Annotated in this window: 15 protein-coding genes and 1 pseudogene; 11 read left to right on the top strand and 5 right to left on the bottom strand. The window is 74.2% G+C overall.

The window, feature by feature from the left end:
* The 3 genes from NFU81_RS38975 to NFU81_RS38965 all read left to right on the top strand — a co-directional run.
* Nucleotides 1-577: LLM class flavin-dependent oxidoreductase (locus NFU81_RS38975; RefSeq protein WP_251501557.1), on the top strand; the 577-nt coding region annotated here is incomplete at its 5' end.
* Nucleotides 574-1,302 (top strand): LLM class flavin-dependent oxidoreductase, encoded by a 729-nt coding sequence (locus tag NFU81_RS41545; protein ID WP_274038022.1) that lies wholly within the window; start codon nt 574-576, stop codon nt 1,300-1,302. The genes NFU81_RS38975 and NFU81_RS41545, both read left to right, overlap by 4 nt.
* 283 nt (nt 1,303-1,585) lie before the next feature.
* Nucleotides 1,586-2,620 carry a S1 family peptidase gene (locus NFU81_RS38965; protein ID WP_251501554.1) on the top strand — a complete coding sequence of 345 codons (1,035 nt, stop codon included), beginning with the start codon at nt 1,586-1,588 and terminating at the stop codon, nt 2,618-2,620.
* A 189-nt stretch (nt 2,621-2,809) separates the two neighbouring features.
* On the opposite strand, the gene NFU81_RS38960 is transcribed toward NFU81_RS38965, so the two are convergent.
* Entirely contained in the window at nt 2,810-3,271 is a 462-nt protein-coding gene (locus NFU81_RS38960) for a PPOX class F420-dependent oxidoreductase (protein WP_251501551.1), read from the bottom strand.
* A gap of 2 nt (nt 3,272-3,273) precedes the next feature.
* Nucleotides 3,274-3,840 (bottom strand): ArsR/SmtB family transcription factor, encoded by a 567-nt coding sequence (locus tag NFU81_RS38955; protein ID WP_251501548.1) that lies wholly within the window; start codon nt 3,838-3,840, stop codon nt 3,274-3,276.
* 75 nt (nt 3,841-3,915) lie between these two features.
* On the opposite strand from NFU81_RS38955, the gene NFU81_RS38950 reads away from it, so the two are divergent.
* From NFU81_RS38950 to NFU81_RS38935, 4 genes are all read left to right on the top strand, one after another.
* Nucleotides 3,916-5,166, top strand: coding sequence for an MFS transporter (locus tag NFU81_RS38950; RefSeq protein ID WP_251501544.1), 1,251 nt, complete (start codon nt 3,916-3,918; stop codon nt 5,164-5,166).
* 237 nt (nt 5,167-5,403) lie between these two features.
* Nucleotides 5,404-8,850 (top strand): DNA polymerase III subunit alpha, encoded by a 3,447-nt coding sequence (locus NFU81_RS38945; RefSeq protein WP_251501540.1) that lies wholly within the window; start codon nt 5,404-5,406, stop codon nt 8,848-8,850.
* Nucleotides 8,847-9,863, top strand: coding sequence for a DNA polymerase Y family protein (locus NFU81_RS38940; RefSeq protein ID WP_251501537.1), 1,017 nt, complete (start codon nt 8,847-8,849; stop codon nt 9,861-9,863). Before NFU81_RS38945 ends, NFU81_RS38940 begins: the two co-directional genes overlap by 4 nt.
* A gap of 134 nt (nt 9,864-9,997) precedes the next feature.
* Nucleotides 9,998-10,852 (top strand): esterase/lipase family protein, encoded by an 855-nt coding sequence (locus NFU81_RS38935; protein WP_251501534.1) that lies wholly within the window; start codon nt 9,998-10,000, stop codon nt 10,850-10,852.
* Here the strand turns inward: NFU81_RS38935 and NFU81_RS38930 are convergent.
* Nucleotides 10,845-11,219 carry a cupin domain-containing protein gene (locus tag NFU81_RS38930; protein WP_251501530.1) on the bottom strand — a complete coding sequence of 125 codons (375 nt, stop codon included), beginning with the start codon at nt 11,217-11,219 and terminating at the stop codon, nt 10,845-10,847. The genes NFU81_RS38935 and NFU81_RS38930 overlap by 8 nt on opposite strands.
* A 139-nt stretch (nt 11,220-11,358) precedes the next feature.
* Between NFU81_RS38930 and NFU81_RS38925 the strand changes: the two genes are divergently transcribed.
* From NFU81_RS38925 to NFU81_RS38915, 3 genes are all read left to right on the top strand, one after another.
* Nucleotides 11,359-11,805: a MarR family winged helix-turn-helix transcriptional regulator gene (locus NFU81_RS38925; RefSeq protein ID WP_251501528.1), complete on the top strand. Its 447-nt coding sequence runs from the start codon at nt 11,359-11,361 to the stop codon at nt 11,803-11,805.
* 84 nt (nt 11,806-11,889) lie between these two features.
* The gene (locus tag NFU81_RS38920; RefSeq protein WP_251501524.1) at nt 11,890-13,020 is read left to right on the top strand and encodes a methyltransferase domain-containing protein; all 1,131 of its coding nucleotides are present in this window, start codon (nt 11,890-11,892) and stop codon (nt 13,018-13,020) included.
* Entirely contained in the window at nt 13,017-13,388 is a 372-nt protein-coding gene (locus tag NFU81_RS38915) for a GntR family transcriptional regulator (RefSeq protein WP_251501521.1), read from the top strand. The genes NFU81_RS38920 and NFU81_RS38915 overlap by 4 nt, the downstream gene beginning before the upstream one ends.
* A 13-nt stretch (nt 13,389-13,401) precedes the next feature.
* On the opposite strand, the gene NFU81_RS38910 is transcribed toward NFU81_RS38915, so the two are convergent.
* A complete protein-coding gene (locus NFU81_RS38910) occupies nt 13,402-14,562 on the bottom strand; it encodes a DUF5925 domain-containing protein (RefSeq protein WP_422665397.1) in 1,161 nt (386 codons plus the stop codon).
* A gap of 283 nt (nt 14,563-14,845) precedes the next feature.
* Between NFU81_RS38910 and NFU81_RS38905 the strand changes: the two genes are divergently transcribed.
* The gene (locus NFU81_RS38905; RefSeq protein WP_251501503.1) at nt 14,846-15,109 is read left to right on the top strand and encodes a hypothetical protein; all 264 of its coding nucleotides are present in this window, start codon (nt 14,846-14,848) and stop codon (nt 15,107-15,109) included.
* A gap of 128 nt (nt 15,110-15,237) precedes the next feature.
* On the opposite strand, the pseudogene NFU81_RS38900 reads toward NFU81_RS38905, so the two are convergent.
* Nucleotides 15,238-15,740: pseudogene (locus NFU81_RS38900) on the bottom strand (type ISP restriction/modification enzyme); the annotation flags it as partial.

The following is a 15,740-nucleotide window of genomic DNA, read 5'->3' as shown; positions in this document are numbered from 1 at the left end:
GGCGGCCGGCGACACCGCCGCCGCGGTCACCGGCCTGTGGCGCGGCGGCCGCTGGCCGTCGCCGGCCGCTCCGGTCACCGTGCTCGACGCCACCGAGCCCGCCGCCCGCGGTGTCGCCGCCCGGCACGCCGACGTCGCCTTCGTCCGCGCGACCCGGCCCGAGGACGCCGGGTTCATCAGGGCGGACCTGCACCGGCTCGCCGCCGAGGCGGGCCGCGACCCCGACCGGCTGCTGGTGGTGGCCGACCTGTCGGTGGACCTCGGCGGCGGCGAGGTCGGCGCCGAGCCGGGCGCCGAGATCGCGCTGCTGCCCGACGCGTCCGGCGGGGTCCTCTTCCGCGGCGGCCCGGTCGACCTGGCCGACCTGATCGCAGACTGGCAGCGGCAGGCCGCGGTCGACGGCTTCCACGTCCGCCCGGTCGAACCCGCGCGGGACCTAGAGCGGTTCGTCAACGGCACGGCCGCGCTGCTCCAGCACCGCGGCCTCTTCCGCTCCTTCCACCCGGGCGCCACCCTGCGCGAACACCTCGACCTGCACCGCCCCGCCCGCCCGGCCGCCCGCGGGGTGCTGTCGTGACCGCGCGCCGGGGCGCCGGCGCCGGCGTGCGGCAGCTGCATCTCGGCGTCGAGCTGCCGCTGGGCGGCGAAGGCGGCGGGACGGGGGCGGACTTCGAGAGCTGGGCCGCGCTGGCCAGGGTCGCCGAGCGCGGGCTGTTCGACGTCGTGCTGCTCGCGGGGGAGCGCGGCTGCGGTCCTGAACCGGTCACCGTGCTGCACGCGTTGGCCGCGGTCACCGGCAGGATCGGCCTGGCGGTGGCCCTGCCGGGGGCGGGCGCGGGGCGGGAGCCGTACGACCTGGCCCGCAGGATCGCCGTACTCGACCGGCTCAGCGGCGGGCGCGCGGGCGGGCCGCCGGTGAGGTTCTGCGACCCCTCGGGCGCGCAGGCCCGGCCGGCGCTGCTGGACCTCGGCGGTACGCCCGAGGTGCTGCTCACCGGGCTGCCGCCCGGCGGGCGGCACGGCAGCCGCCGCGCCCGGGTGCTGTCCCGCCTCGACCTGGCCGCGGAGGCCGCCGCCTCCGGCGCCGCGGCACGCGAACTCGCCGACCGCCTGCACACGCAGGTGCAGAGTGCCGCGACGGACGGCTTCGTCCTGCGCCCCGACCCGGCGGCCGCGGGCCGCGGGCTCGACGCGTTCGTCGACCGGGTGGTGCCGCTGCTCCAGCAGCGCGGATCGCTGCGGACGGCGTACACGGGCACGACCCTGCGGGACCACCTGGGCCTGTCCCGGCCTGGGAGTTAGCCGGTCCGCCGGGCCGGTCCGCCACCCGGGCCGGGCGGGGGCCGGCCGCAGGTGCGGGGCCGGCGCGTGCCCGAACCGAGGTCGTATGCCGTTGCGCCCGGCGCGTTTGGGGGCGCCGGGGCGCGTGTGTTTCCAGCAGGTTGCCGGTGTCAAGGCCCTCTTGTGTGTTCCCTGTGAGGCCTGAATACTCCCATGAGTACCCGTCAGGCTGACGCCGCGTTCGTTAATCGGTCTCCTGACCGTACATCGACAAATTCCCCCTCCACCCCCACAGGAGGAACGAGTGAAGTCCACCCGACGCATACAACTCCTCGCCGTCACCACCGGCATGCTCGCCGCGACCGCCTTCGCCCTTCCGTCCGCCAGCGCCACCCAGGCCGCAGGCGCCGCGAAGGCGACCCCGGAAGCGGCGGCGACGCTCGCCGCCCACCTCGGTGCCGACCGCACCGCGGGCAGTTACTACGACAGCGCGACCAAGAGCACCGTCGTCAACGTCACCGACCAGGCCACGGCCGACAGCGTCCGCGCCGCGGGCGCCACACCCCGGCTGGTCAGCCACAGCGCCGCCCAGCTCGCCAAGGCCGGCGACACCACGCAGGCCGCCGACATCGCGGGCACCGCCTGGTCGGTCGACCCGCGCAGCAACACCCTCGAGGTCAGCGCCGACAGCCGGGTGACCGCCGCCCAGCTCGCCGCGCTCACCAAGTCCACCGCCGCCTACGGCGACGCCGTCCACATCACCCGGGTGTCGGGCACCTTCAGCAAGCTGCTGTCCGGCGGCGACGCCGTCCTCACCGACAGCTGGCGCTGCTCGGTGGGCTTCAACGTCCGCAGCGGCAGCACGTACTACTTCCTGACCGCAGGCCACTGCACCCAGGGCTACCCGGACTACTACACCAGCTCGGGCTCGTACATCGGCCCGACAGTGGGCACCAGCTTCCCCGGCAACGACTACGGCATCGTCCGCTACGACACCTCCGTCGCCCATGACGGCACCGTCGGCAGCCAGGACATCACCAGCGCCGCGAACGCCTTCGTCGGCGAGTCCGTCAAGCGCCGCGGCTCCACCACGGGCATCCACAGCGGTACCGTCCAGGCGCTCAACGCCACCGTCAACTACGGCGCCGACGGCATCGTCTCCGGCCTGATCAAGACCAACGTCTGCGCCGAGCCCGGCGACAGCGGCGGCTCCCTCTACGACGGCGCCAAGGCCATCGGCCTGACCTCCGGAGGCAGCGGCAACTGCAGCTCCGGCGGCACGACCTACTTCCAGCCGGTCACCGAGGCGCTCAGCGCGTACGGCGTCAGCGTCTACTGACCTGCCGGCACGTCCCGTTCGCCATACGCCCCCGCCGTGTCCGCACGGCGGGGGCGTACCGCCGCTCGCGGGGCAGTACCCGTCCGCGGCCGCCGGCAGACCGGCCGCATGCCGGAGACCTCCGCACGGCCGCTGCGCGGGCGCTCGGCCACCCCGTGCATGCGACCCGGGCGGCCGGCACCGCGCCGGTCAGTCCAGCGGGCCGCTGACCGGCCCGAGCGCGCCCATCCCGTACGCCCGGTCCGCGCGCAGGCTGATCACCAGCCGCCCGTCGGTGACCATCGCGGCACGGTACTCGTCCCAGTCCGGGTGCTCGCCGACGGCCGAACGGTAGACGTCGATCAGCTCCTCGACGGTCGCGTCGTGCGGGTCGGCGGCCACCGGGGTCAGCTCGGCGTCGCCCTCGGCGACCAGATACGCGCCCATGTCGGGCGCGGTGACGTAGAAGCTGGCCCGCGGGTCGCGGCGCAGGTTGCGGGTCTTGGCACGGTCGTCGGTCGCCGAGATGCGGATGGTCCGGGTGGTGTCGTCGTAGGTGAACGTCACGTTGGACAGCTGCGGCCTGCCGTCCCTCTTGAGGGTGACGAGCACTCCGGTGCGCTGCTTGCGCAGCAGGTCGAGCAGCGTGTCGGTGGCGGGGGCGGGGCTCACGATCACTCCTGGGGGTCGTTCGGCTCGCGGGTGTAGGGCGCGGGGTCCGCCGGCTCGGTGCCGTCGGGTTCCGCGAGGGGGAACACCATCACCGTCGCGCCGATTCCGACCGTACCCGGGGCGTGCGGGGCGCGGGCGGCGTCGTGCAACTCGCCGAAGAGCGCGGCCAGTCGGTGCCTGAAGTCCGTCCAGACCTCGGGCGCCACCCACAGCTCCGCGTCCGAGGTGACCCCCTCGGCGCCGGGCGCCCGGCGGCCCGCGCGCTCGCGCAGGTTGTGGGCCATCGCCTCGGCGATCAGCCGGACCCCCTCGTGGCGCTGGTCCGACAGCGGGGAGCCGTGCACCGCCCGGTAGCGGCGCTCCCGGCCGCCCCGGTTGGCCCGCACCTCGGCCAGCTCCACCAGGCCGACCGCGTCGAGGCGGCGCAGGTGCTGGCTGGCCAGCGCGTGCGAGATGCCCAGCTCGCGGGACAGCTCCGCGGCGGACAGCGGGACGTTCCAGACCAGGGAGACGATACGCAGCCGCACCGGGTGGGCGAGGGCGCGCAACAGGGGATCGGTGGCGGTCATACGCCCATTACACCGCTCCCGGCAGCCGGATGCGGGGATTGTCCAGCCCACCCCCAAGCAATAGGTTGGGGGGTCATGACGGTGCGGAAGGTGCTGCGGGACCGCGGCGCGGCGACGTATCTGGGCGGCGTCCTGGTCTCCGGGTTCGGGGACTCGGCGATGCTGCTCGTCGCCGGGATCTGGGTGAAGACGCTGACCGGATCGAGCAGCCTGGCCGCCGCGGTGACCGCCTGCGTCTGGGCGCCCACCCTGGCGGGACCGCTGCTGGGGACCGCCGCAGACCGGGTTCGCCGGCGGCGGCTGCTGATCGGGGTCAACGCCGCGCTCGCCGTGCTGCTGCCCGCCCTGCTCGCGGTCCGCTCGGGGCGCGACGTCTGGCTGCTGCTGGTGGTGCTGGCCGCGGTCGGGACCGGTTCCGTGCTCTGCGACGCCGCCGAGGCGGGGCTGGTCGTCAGCGCCGTACCGGCCGGGCTGCGCGGTGACTTCAACGGGCTGCGGATGACGGTGAACGAGGCCATGAAGCTGCTGGCCCCGCTGGCCGGCGCGGGCCTGTTCCTGCGCTGGGGCGGCGGCGCCGTCGCGCTGCTGGACGCGGTCACCTTCGGGCTGGCCGCGCTCGCCTTCGCCGCGCTGCGGGTCCGCGAGGAGCCGCCCGCCTCCGCGGCCGGCGGCTGGCGCGCGCAGACCGCGGAGGGCGTCCGCGCGCTGCGCGGCAACCCGCTGCTGCTGCGGCTGGTGGGGGCGGGGGCCGTCGCCATGCTGCTGTCCGGCGTCAGCAGCGCCGCGATCTACGAACTGGCCGACGCGGGCCTGCACCGCCTGCCCGCCTTCGTCGGCGTGCTCTACGCGGTGCAGGGCGCGGGCTCGATCGTGGCGGGGACCGTGGCGGGCGCCGTCATGCGCCGGCTGCCGGAACGCGCCTTCGCCGCGACCGGTCTGCTGCTCTTCGCCGCCGGCGCCGCGGTGCGTGCGGTGCCGTCGCTGCCGGTCGTGCTCGCCGGGACCGTCGCGATCGGCGTCGGGCTGCCGTGGGTGATCGTCGCGGCCTTCACCGCCGTGCAGCAGCACACCGAGCCGGCGCTGGTCGGCCGGGTGGCCGCGGCCGCGGGCACCGTGGTCTTCGCGCCCACGGCGGTGGCCGCGGCGCTCGGCGCGGTCCTGGTCGCGCTGGTCGACTACCGGCTGCAGCTCGTCGCGGTCGGTGCGGGCGGCGCGGCGGCGGCCTGGCTCCTGCTGCTGCGGCGCCCCGCCGGTGCGCGGGTGGGGACCGGTGCGGGTGACGGCTGCCGGGTGCGTGCCGCGGAGGACCCGAGCCGTACCCGCTGACGCGGCTCCCCCTTGTTCGAAATTGTTCGAAACTGCGGCCGCCGTGCCAAGTCCGTTGCCGGGCTGCGGAGATGACGCGTAAGTGCTCGATCCGGCCACCGTTTTCCGCGGCCGGATCGTTCGGCGTGAGCGTGTTCGAGTCGCTGACCTGGGAGTACCGCGCTAAGCTAATCGAACGAACGTACGAGGAACGTTTCGGGCGGATGGCTGAAAAGGGGTGGAGTGTGGAGGTGCGGCATGGCGGGCTTCGCCCATCTGCATGTCGCGTCCGGTTACTCCGAGCGGTACGGCGCCGCGCACCCCGAGCAGCTCGCACTGCGGGCGGCCGAGCGGGGGATGGAAGCGCTGGCGCTGACCGACCGGGACACCGTCACCGGGGCCGTGCGGTTCGCCGAGGCCTGCGCGGAAACGGGGGTGCGGCCGGTCTTCGGGATCGACCTCGCCGTGGCGCCGCTCGCGCCGCCGCCCCCGGCGCAGCGGCCGCGGACCCCGGTACGCGGCGGCGCCCACGTGGCCGAGCCGGCGCTGCGGTTCGTGCTGCTGGCCCGCGACAAGGAGGGCTGGGCGCGGCTGTGCCGGATCACCAGCGCCGCCCATGCGGGCACGGCGAGCCGGGCCGCTCCCGTGGAGGTGGCGTGGGACGCGCTGCGCGAGCACGGCGGCCCGGGGCTGATCGCGCTGCTCGGGCCGACGTCCGAGCCGGTGCGCGCACTGGCGGCCGGCCGGGAGGACGTCGCGGTGCAGCTGCTGCGGCCCTGGTGGGAGATATTCGGTGAGGGCCTGCGTCTTGAGGCGGTCGTCCACGGCCGTCCCGGCACCGGTCCCGGCTCGCTGCGGCTGGCCGCCCGCACCCTCGCCCTCGCCGACCGCACCCGTACGCCCGCGGTGCTGACCAACGCCGTCCGCTACGCCGACCCCGAGCAGCACCGGCTCGCCGACGTCCTGGACGCCGCCCGGCTGCTGCGGCCCATCGACCGGCGGCGCCTCGACGGGGGGCAGCGCTGGCTCAAGGGCGAGGAGGAGATGGCCCGGACCGCGCAGCAGATCGCCGAGTGCGCCGGCACGGGGCCGCGCCGGGCCGGCCGGCTGCTCGCCGACACCGCGTCCACCGCGGCCGCCTGCCGGCTGTCCCCCCGGGACATCGGCCTGGGCACCCGGCACTTCCCCGAGGCGGAGGTCGTCGGGGCCGGCCGGGACGGCGCCACCGAGACGCTGCGGGAGAAGGCGACGGCAGGCCTGGTCAGGCGGGGTCTCGACCAGGACCGGGCGGCACGCGAGCGGATGGCCGACGAGCTGGGGATCATCGCCCGGCTGGGCTTCGACGCGTACTTCCTCGCCGTCGGCCAGGTGGTCGCCGACATCCGCGAGCTGGGCATCCGGGTCGCGGCCCGCGGCTCGGGCGCGGGGTCGATGGTCTGCCACGCGCTGGGTATCGCCACGGCCAACCCGCTCGACCACCACCTGCTGTTCGAACGCTTCCTGAGCGTCCGGCGCGACTCGCTGCCGGACATCGACATCGACGTGGAGTCGGCACGCAGGCTGGAGTGCTACGACGCGATCTTCCGCCGGTTCGGCCACGAGCGGGTCGCGGTCACCGCGATGCCGGAGACCTACCGGGCGCGCAGGGCGCTGCGCGACACCGGCCTCGCGCTGGGTATCGCCCCCCACGACGTGGACCGGATCGCCAAGAGCTTCCCGCACCTGCGGGCGTCCGACATCACCAGCGCGCTGGCCGAACTGCCGGAACTGCGCGGGCTCGCCGCCGAGGCGGGGCGCTACGGGCCGCTGTGGGAGCTGGCCGAGGGGCTGGACTCCCTGGTGCACGGCATGGCCATGCACCCCTGCGGGGTGATCATCAGCGACGCGACGCTGCTGGACCGGCTGCCGGTGCAGCCGACCCCGCAGGGCGACTACCCGATGGCGATGGCGGCGAAGGAGGAGGTCGAGGCACTGGGCAACATCAAGCTGGACGTGCTGGCGGTGCGGATGCAGTCCGCGATGGCGCACGCCGTCGCCGAGATCGAGCGGGCCACCGGCGACCGGGTCGACCTCGACGACCCGGCGCAGGTCCCGCTGGACGACGTCTTCGCGTTCAAGCTCATCCAGGAGAGCCAGACGATCGGCATGTTCCAGCTGGAGTCGCCCGGCCAGCAGGACCTGCTGTCCCGGCTGCAGCCGCGGGACGTGCAGGACGTCATCGCCGACATCAGCCTCTTCCGCCCGGGACCGGTCCAGGGCGGCATGCCCGAGCGGTACATCGCCGCCCGGCACGGCGGCGACCCGCACTACGCCCACCCCGACCTGGAGCCGGTGCTCGCCGACACCTACGGCGTGACGATCTGGCACGAGCAGGTCATCGAGACGATCAGCGTCCTGACCGGCTGCGACCTGGCGATGGCCGAGATCGCCCGGCGGGCGCTGGGGGACACCGAGCGGCTGCCGCGGATCAGGGACTGGTTCCACGGCAAGGCGGCCGCCCGCGGTTACACCCCCGAGGTCCGCGACCAGGTCTGGGCGAACGTCGAGTCCTTCGGCGCGTACGGCTTCTGCCGGGCGCACGCCGTCGCCTTCGCCGTGCCCGCCCTGCAGTCGGCCTGGCTGAAGGCGCACTACCCGGCCTTCCTGCTGGCGGGGCTGCTGGAGCACGACCCGGGGATGTGGCCCAAGCGGGTCATCGTCGCCGACGCCCGGCGCCGCGGGGTGCCGGTCCTGCCGGTCGACGTCAACCACTCCAGGCCCGAGCACACCGTGGAGCGGGCTGCCGGGGACCGGTGGGGGGTGCGGCTCGCGCTGTCCGGGGTGCGCGGGATCAGCACGGACGAGTGCGCGCGGATCGCCGCGGGCCAGCCCTACGGGTCGCTGTCGGACCTCTGGCAGCGCGGGCACCCCAGCCGGCCGGTCGCCGAACGCCTCGCCGAGATCGGCGCGCTGGACGAACTGCACGACGGGCGGCTGACCCGGCGGGACCTGCTCCTGCAGATCGCCGAACTCCACCAGCAGTCCCGCGCCCGCAGCGCGGGGAAGGGCCAACTGCCCATCGAGGCGGGCGCGGTCGGCGGGGCGGAACCGAGCGGCATGCCGGAGATGACCGGGCGCGAGGCCCTCAGCGCGGAGCTGAACACCCTCGGGATCGACGTCTCCAAGCACCTGATGGAGCACCACCACCGGCTGCTGCGGGAGATCGGCGCGACCGACGCCGCCCACCTGGCCGACCTGCAGGCGGGCCGGCAGGTCCTGGTCGCCGGGGTGCGCGCCTCGACCCAGACGCCGCCGATCGCCAGCGGCAAGCGCGTCATCTTCGTCACCCTGGAGGACGGATCGGGCCTGGTGGACCTGGCCTTCTTCGAGGACTCCCACGAAGCCTGCGCGCACACGGTCTTCCACTCCGGGCTGCTGCTTGTCCGCGGGACGGTGCAGGTCCGCGGAAGGCGGCGCACCGTCGTCGGCACCATGGCCTGGGACCTGGAGCGGATCGCCGCCGCCCGGCGCGACAACGGCCCGGAGGCCGCCCTCGAACTGCTCGGCGCGGACGGCCCGCAGCCCACTCCCGCGCAGCCGGGCCGCAGCCTGCCCGACGGCACGGCAGGCGCCCGGCTGCACCCCTACGCCGACCTGCAGCCCGCCGGCAGCCGCTCGGCCGACCTGCGCAAGCTCGGCCACCGAAGCCCGGGAAGTGCGGGATGACCCCACGCCCCAGGCATATCGCCCACCTGCACCTGCACGGCGTGACGGACGACGGCCGGTACGCGGACGTGCTGGACCTGCTGACCGGCATCACCCCGCACGTCCAGGCCTTCCCGCCCGACGCCGTCCAGCTCGACCTGACCTCGGCCCTCCGGTACTTCGACCTCGACCCCTACGGCCTGGTCCAGATGGCCAGGCTCAGGCTCATGGCCCTGTACGGCATCGAGTGCAGCGCAGGCCTGGCCGGCAACCGCATGCTCGCCGCCATGGCGGCAGCCGTCTCCGCCCCGGGGCGCACCACGCAGATCCCCCGCGACCAGGCCGCCATGGACGCCTGGCTGCGGCCCCGGCCGGTGACCGCGCTGCCCGGGGTCGGGCGGGCGACCGCCACCACCCTGGGCAGATACGGCCTGCACACCATCGGCCAGGTCGCGGACCTCCCCGCAGCGACCCTCCAGCGCCTGCTCGGCGCAGGACCTGCCCGCCTGCTGGCCGACCGCGCACGCGGCCGCGACCCCCGCCCGGTCACCCCGCAGGCCCCCGCGGCCCATATGACCGTCGATCACCTCTTCGACCAGGACTGCCTGGACCCGGAGCGGCACCACCGGGCCGTCCTCTCCCTGGCCGGCCGGCTCGGCCAACGTCTCAGGACCGAGGGCCAGGTGACAGGCCGCCTCACCCTCACCGTCCGCTACGCCGACCGCACCTCCACCGCCAGGACCCGCACCCTGCCCGAGCCCACCGGCCATTCGCCCGACCTGGCGGCCGCGGCCCTGGGCATCCTGGTCTCCCTGGGGCTCCAGCGTGCGCGGGTGCGGGCTTTCGCGATCCGCGTCGACGACCTCGCGCCGGCCGGCCACGCGCACCACCAGCTCAGCCTCGACCCGCGTGACGGCCGCGCCCGGGCGGCGGAAGCGGCCGCCGACCGGGCCTGTCGCCGCTTCGGTCCCGACAGCGTCCACCCGGCCACTCTGGCCCCCGATCTGACGGGCGCCCAGCCCCGCAAGCGCTGACGCCATTTTTTACCCGCGCGTAACTATCCCTCGCTTCCTACTCGTGCGTAACTTGTCATGAGCCCGGCAAGTCAGTGATCCGGATCACAGGGCGAGCGTGTACCCCCACATGTCCTGACCTGCAAGGAGATCCTATGAAGCTGCCCTGGCGACGGCTCTTGGCCGCGCTTTCCCTCACTGTGGCGGCGGTGACGGTCCCCACGGCTGCCGCGTCCGCCGGCTCGGCGCCCTCCAGCGGCTGGAACAACTTCTCCTGCCGCCCCTCGGCGCAACACCCCCGACCCGTCGTCCTGGTGCACGGCACCTTTGCCAACGGCACCGACAACTGGCTGGTCCTCGCCCCCTATCTGGTCGATCGCGGCTACTGCGTCTACTCCTTCGACTACGGCATGCTCCCGGGCGAGAACCTGATCGGCGGCCTCGGGCCGATCGCCGACTCGGCCGGGCAGCTGTCCGCTTTCACCGACCGGGTGCTCGCGGCGACGCACGCCTCCAAGGCCGACCTCGTCGGTCACTCCCAGGGCGGCATGATGCCGAACTACTACCTGAAGTTCCTCGGCGGCGCCGCCAAGGTGAACTCCCTGGTCGCGCTGGCCCCCGACAATCACGGCACCACCCTCGACGGCCTGACCAAGCTCCTTCCCTACTTCCCCGGCGCGGCGGACTTCCTCCAGGACAACACCCCCGGCCTCTACGACCAGGTGGCCGGCTCCCCCTTCATCCGCACGCTCAACGCCGGCGGCGACACGGTGCCGGGGGTGCACTACACCGTGATCTCGACCATCTACGACGAGGTCGTCACCCCGTATACGACCCAGGCGCTGTCCGGGCCGGACGTCCGTAACGTGCTGCTGCAGGACCTCTGCGCGGTCGACGTCTCCGAGCACGTCGCGATCGGGCTGACCGACCGCATCGCCTTCCACGAGGTGGCCAACGCCCTCGACCCCGCGCACGCCACCCCGACGAACTGCCTGTCGGCCGTCAGTTAGCCCACGGCGGGGATATCCGCGAACCGTCGGGCAGCGTGGCTGACAGGCCGACGCTCGTGGTGACCCACATCCCGGCCGGCTCCTCCGTCGGATTGGCGACACCGAGGGTGGAGCCGGCCGGTGCGATCGCCACGTCCCCCGCGCCGAGCAGCCGCGCGTCGCCGTCGATCGTGAGCCGCAGCGAGCCGGACAGGACGAGGAAGACCTCTTCGCGGCTGATCGTGTGGACCTGCCCGCGACTCCCGGCGGGCACCTCCCCGCGCCACGCGCACAACTCCTTGCTGCCGAACGCGGGTGACGCGTAGGACACGAAGCGCACCCCGTGCAGGTCGTGGACGACGGGCTCGTCGGCGGCGATGAAAGGCATGGCGACCCCCAAAAAGAAGAACGAATCAGGGCGGTCCTGACATCGGTCCGCCCGATAGGCAAGAGACTTACTCAAGCAACTTGCTCAAGCTGCTTTCTTACATACTCAAGCAGCTTGCCCACTGTGTCAAGCTGTCCTGATGAAGAACTCCGATGCGATGAGCCTGACCGCCGCCCTCCTCGGCGCGACGGGTTCCCTCGTCCAGGACATCCAGACCGGCGTGGTGGCCCACGGTTTCGACGACATCCGCCCGACCCACGGATTCGTCTTCACCCGGCTCGCCCCGGACGGCGCGACCGTCACCGACATCGCCGCCCACCTGGGATTCACCCGGCAGGCGGCCAGCCAGATCGTCGACGAGCTGGAGCGCAAGGGCTACGTGGAGCGCCGCCCGCACCCCGACGACGCGCGGTCCCGGCTGATCCTGCTCACCGAACGCGGGTGGCGCTGCACCCGCGCGGCCGAGGCGTCCGCCGCGGAGGCGGTCAGGCCGTGGGTGGAGATGGTGGGGGAGCGCCGGCTGCTGGCGCTCCGCGACGAACTGGTCAGGCTCGCCCCGGCAGGCCCGATCCGGCCGAGCTGGTGAGCGCGCCGGCCCGCGGCGGCCGGCCGGGCCTGCGCCGGCCTGCGGGCGCCGGTCGATGTCAGTCCCGGATGGCACGCTGATCGCATGACCACGGACACCGCGGGACGGCAGTTCTGGGACGACGAAGCCGACCGATTCGACGACGAGCCCGACCACGGCCTGCGCGACCCGCAGGTCAGGGACGCCTGGGCGATACGCCTGCGGTCCTGGCTGCCCGAAGCCCCGTCGGACGTGCTCGACCTCGGCTGCGGCACCGGCAGCCTCGCGCTGCTCGCGGCGCTGGACGGCCACCGGGTCACCGCGGTCGACCGGTCGGAAAGGATGATCGCGCGGGCGCGCGCGAAGCTGGCGGGCACCGGCGCGCAGGCGGTGGTCGGCGACGCGACCCTGCCCCCGGTCGGCAGCCGCCGTTTCGACGTGGTGCTGGTCCGCCACGTGCTGTGGGCGCTGCCCGACCCTGCCGCCGCGCTCCGCGGCTGGACCCGGCTGCTGCGGCCCGGTGGCAGGCTCGTGCTGGTCGAGGGCCGCTGGGGCACCGTGAGCCCGGCCGGAATCGCCGCGGACATCCTTGCCCGGCTGGCCGCGAGCCTCGGCGGGTCCACCACCATCCACCAGCTCGGGCCGCACCCCGAACTGTGGGGACGCGAGGTCGCGGACGAGCGGTACGCGGCGGTGGTCAGGCCCGCCCCGCCGCAGCGGCACACCGAGGTCGTCGACGTCCATCTGATCCTGCTGCGCGGCCGCGAGGTCCTGCTCGCCCGGCGGGCGGGCACCGGATACGCGGACGGACTGCTGCACGCGCCGTCGGGACACCTGGAGGACGGCGAGGACGTCAGGGCCGGGATGATCCGGGAGACCGCGGAGGAGATCGGCATCGACCTGGCGCCGCACGAACTGGAGGCGGCGGTGGTGATGCAGCACCGCAGCCCCGACGGCAGGCCCAGGATCGGCTGGTTCTTCACCGCACGGCTCGCCCCCGGCGCCGAGCCGGCCAACCGCGAGCCGGACAAGTGCTCGGAGCTGGGCTGGTATCCGCTGGACGACCTGCCGCAGGACATGGTCGCCTACTGCCGCGCGGGCCTGGACGCCTTCCGCGCGGGAGTGCCCTTCCTGACGCACCTGCACGAGAGCGGCGACTTGATCGCGTACGACGCGGCCGGAGTCGACCGGGCCGTCCCCCTGGCGGCACCCGTTGTGCCAGGATCCCCGATATGACGCTGGAGATCACCATCGACGCGGGCTCGGCCGTCGCACCGTACGAGCAGGTGCGCGGGCAGATCGCGGAGGAGGCGCGCGCCGGTCGGCTCCCGGTCGGCTACAAGCTGCCCACCGTCCGGGGCCTCGCCGAGCAGTCCGGGCTCGCGGCCAACACCGTCGCCAAGGCCTACCGGGCGCTGGAGGCGGACGGTGTGATCGAGACCCGCGGCCGGCACGGCACCTACGTGGCCGCCGCCGACGCCCGCGCCCGCGAGGTGGCCGCGGCCGCGACGGCGTACGTCGAGCGCAGTCGCCGCCTCGGCCTGGACCGCGCCGCGGCCCGCGCCGCCGTCGAGGAGGCGCTGCGCGCCGCCTACGGCGACTAGGCGCAGGCGCGGGTCACAGGTACAGGCCGTCCGCGGCCTGGGCGGGGACCGGCAGTGCGGAGTTCGTACCGCGGCGCAGGGCGTACAGCTCGGCCAGCGTCGCACCGTCGCGGCCGATGCCCTCGGAGGTGCCGAGCCAGTTGACGGCCTCGTCGCGGCTGAGCGGGCCGACCTCGATCCTGGCCAGGCAGCGGCCGGGGCGGACCACCGCGGGGTGCAGGCGCTCCAGGTCCTCGTTGGTGGTGATGCCCACCAGCACGTTGCGGCCCTGGCCGAGCAGGCCGTCGGTGAGGTTCAGCAGCCGCGACAGCGCCTGGCCCGTCTGGTGCTTGGCCTGACCGCGGATCAGCTCGTCGCAGTCCTCCAGGAGCAGCAGCCGCCAGCGCCCGCCGGCGCTGCCGTCGTCCTCGCCGATCGCGATGTCCATCAGATAGCCGACGTCGTTGAACAGCCGCTCGGGGTCCAGGACGCAGTCGACCTGGCACCAATCCCGCCAGGAGCGCGCCAGCGTGCGCAGCGCCGACGTCTTGCCGGTGCCGGGCGGGCCGTGGAGCAGCAGCAGCCGCCCGGCGATGTCGTCCACGCTGAGCTTCATCAGGCTGTCCATCGCCTCGGCGACCGGCGCGGTGTAGTTGCCGCGCAGTTCCTCCCACGTGGCGGCGGAGATCTGCCGGGTGGTGCGGTGCGGTCCGCGGCGCGGCGAGACGTACCAGAAACCCATGGTGACGCTCTCCGGCTCCGGCTCCGGCTCGTCCTCCGCGTCGTCCACCGACGACTTGAGCACCTGCTCGGCGAGTTCGTCGGTGACGGCCGCCACCGTGACGTCGGCACCGCGATTCCACCGCGAGATCAGGATCGTCCAGCCGTCGCCCTCGGCGAGGGTCGCGCTGCGGTCCTTGTCGCGGGCCTGCCGCAGGACGGTGGCGTCCGGCGGCAGCAGGGTGAGTCCGGACTTGACGGTGTCCAGTGAGGCACCGCGGGCGAACGGGTGCTCGCCCGAGGTGAAGCGTCCGAGGAAGAGCGCGTCCACCACATCGGACGGCGAGTCGCTGTCGTCCAGGCGCAGATGGACGGGAAGGGCACGATGCGGGGCGGTCGGTTCTGCGGCCCGGCCCGTTCCTGGTCCGGTGGTGGGCGGCACTGGCCTCCTCGGTTCACGCGGTGTCGCGGGCATGTGCCCATGATCGGGCACCCCTGCCCTTTTGGCCCAGTGTTTTTCGGTCCCGGTCGGGTCCCGGCTCCGCCGCCCGAGGCGCCCGGCCGACCGTGGTCACCGGCGGTGCCAGAACAGGAGTACGGTTCTGCCACTGTTCGACTGCGGTGCCCCGAAAGTGTCAACACCCTTGAGAAGAAGGTGAATCGGGCATTCTGGTCGGACGTGGGATGCGCACGTGACGCGGCGGGGCGATAGGGTTAGCCTGCCCGGGCCGGGTGCCCTCGTCAGGGTGGGGAGAGTCATGGAACAGATAGCGATGCACGGCAGGCCGAGAGTGCCTGCCATCAGTGCGGGAACGGGTGCGTCCAGTGCGCGTCTCGACCGGCACCTGGCGATACTGGCCGGGCCGGCCCTGCCGCAGCGCGAGACCGAGGAGGCGACCGTGCTGCTGCGGGAGCTGACCTCGCGCAATCCGGCCCACACCACGGCGAATCGCGGTGCCAGGGTCTCGCTCTTCGCCCCGCTCCGACGGCTGCGCAGATCGCTCTTCGGCAACCGCCGCTGAACGGTTTCCGCTGTTCGCGCCGCTCTCCCTCGGTGCTTCGGTGCGCCCTGGTCCTCGACTCCGCCGAGCCTGCCCGCCTCTCCCCGCCGGCCGGTCCCGCGAGTGCGGACCTCTGCGCCCCGCTGCACTCACACCAGCGCGAACTGACCGTCAGGTCCCTCTTCACGATGGTCGAGTACGCTCGCCGGCCTGCGCCTGGCCGCCGGCACCGGTAGGACGCCCGCGTCGCGCAGCACCGTCGCGCCGAGGGTGCGCTCCGGTCGCTCCGACAGCCGGCGGGCCAGGGCGTGCCGCGCGTCGTCCAGTTCGGCGAGCAGCGTCAGGACGCTGACCACCTCCAGCAGGTCCGAGGTGCACGACCGGGTCCAGCGCGGCGGGCGCAGCGCCTCCAGCGAATCCGGTGCGCCCGGCGCCGTCCGCCGCTCCCACCAGGCTTCGAGTACCCGTACCCCGCCGGCCGTACGGTCCCAGGCCGCGGGGGAGACCGGGGAGATGCGGCCCGCGCCGATCCGCAGCTCGCGCTGCTCCCGGTCGTACTCCAGCTCCCCCTGGCTCGGCGCCGCGGGCAGCGGCGCCCGGACGTAGGGGCGGGAGCCGCCGGGCAGCCGCGGCGGGCCGCCCGGTTCGCGGC

This window comes from Actinacidiphila cocklensis (assembly GCF_907177275.1).
Taxonomy (GTDB): Bacteria; Actinomycetota; Actinomycetes; order Streptomycetales; family Streptomycetaceae; genus Actinacidiphila; species Actinacidiphila cocklensis.
This window is presented reverse-complemented; position numbering and strand designations above follow the sequence as displayed.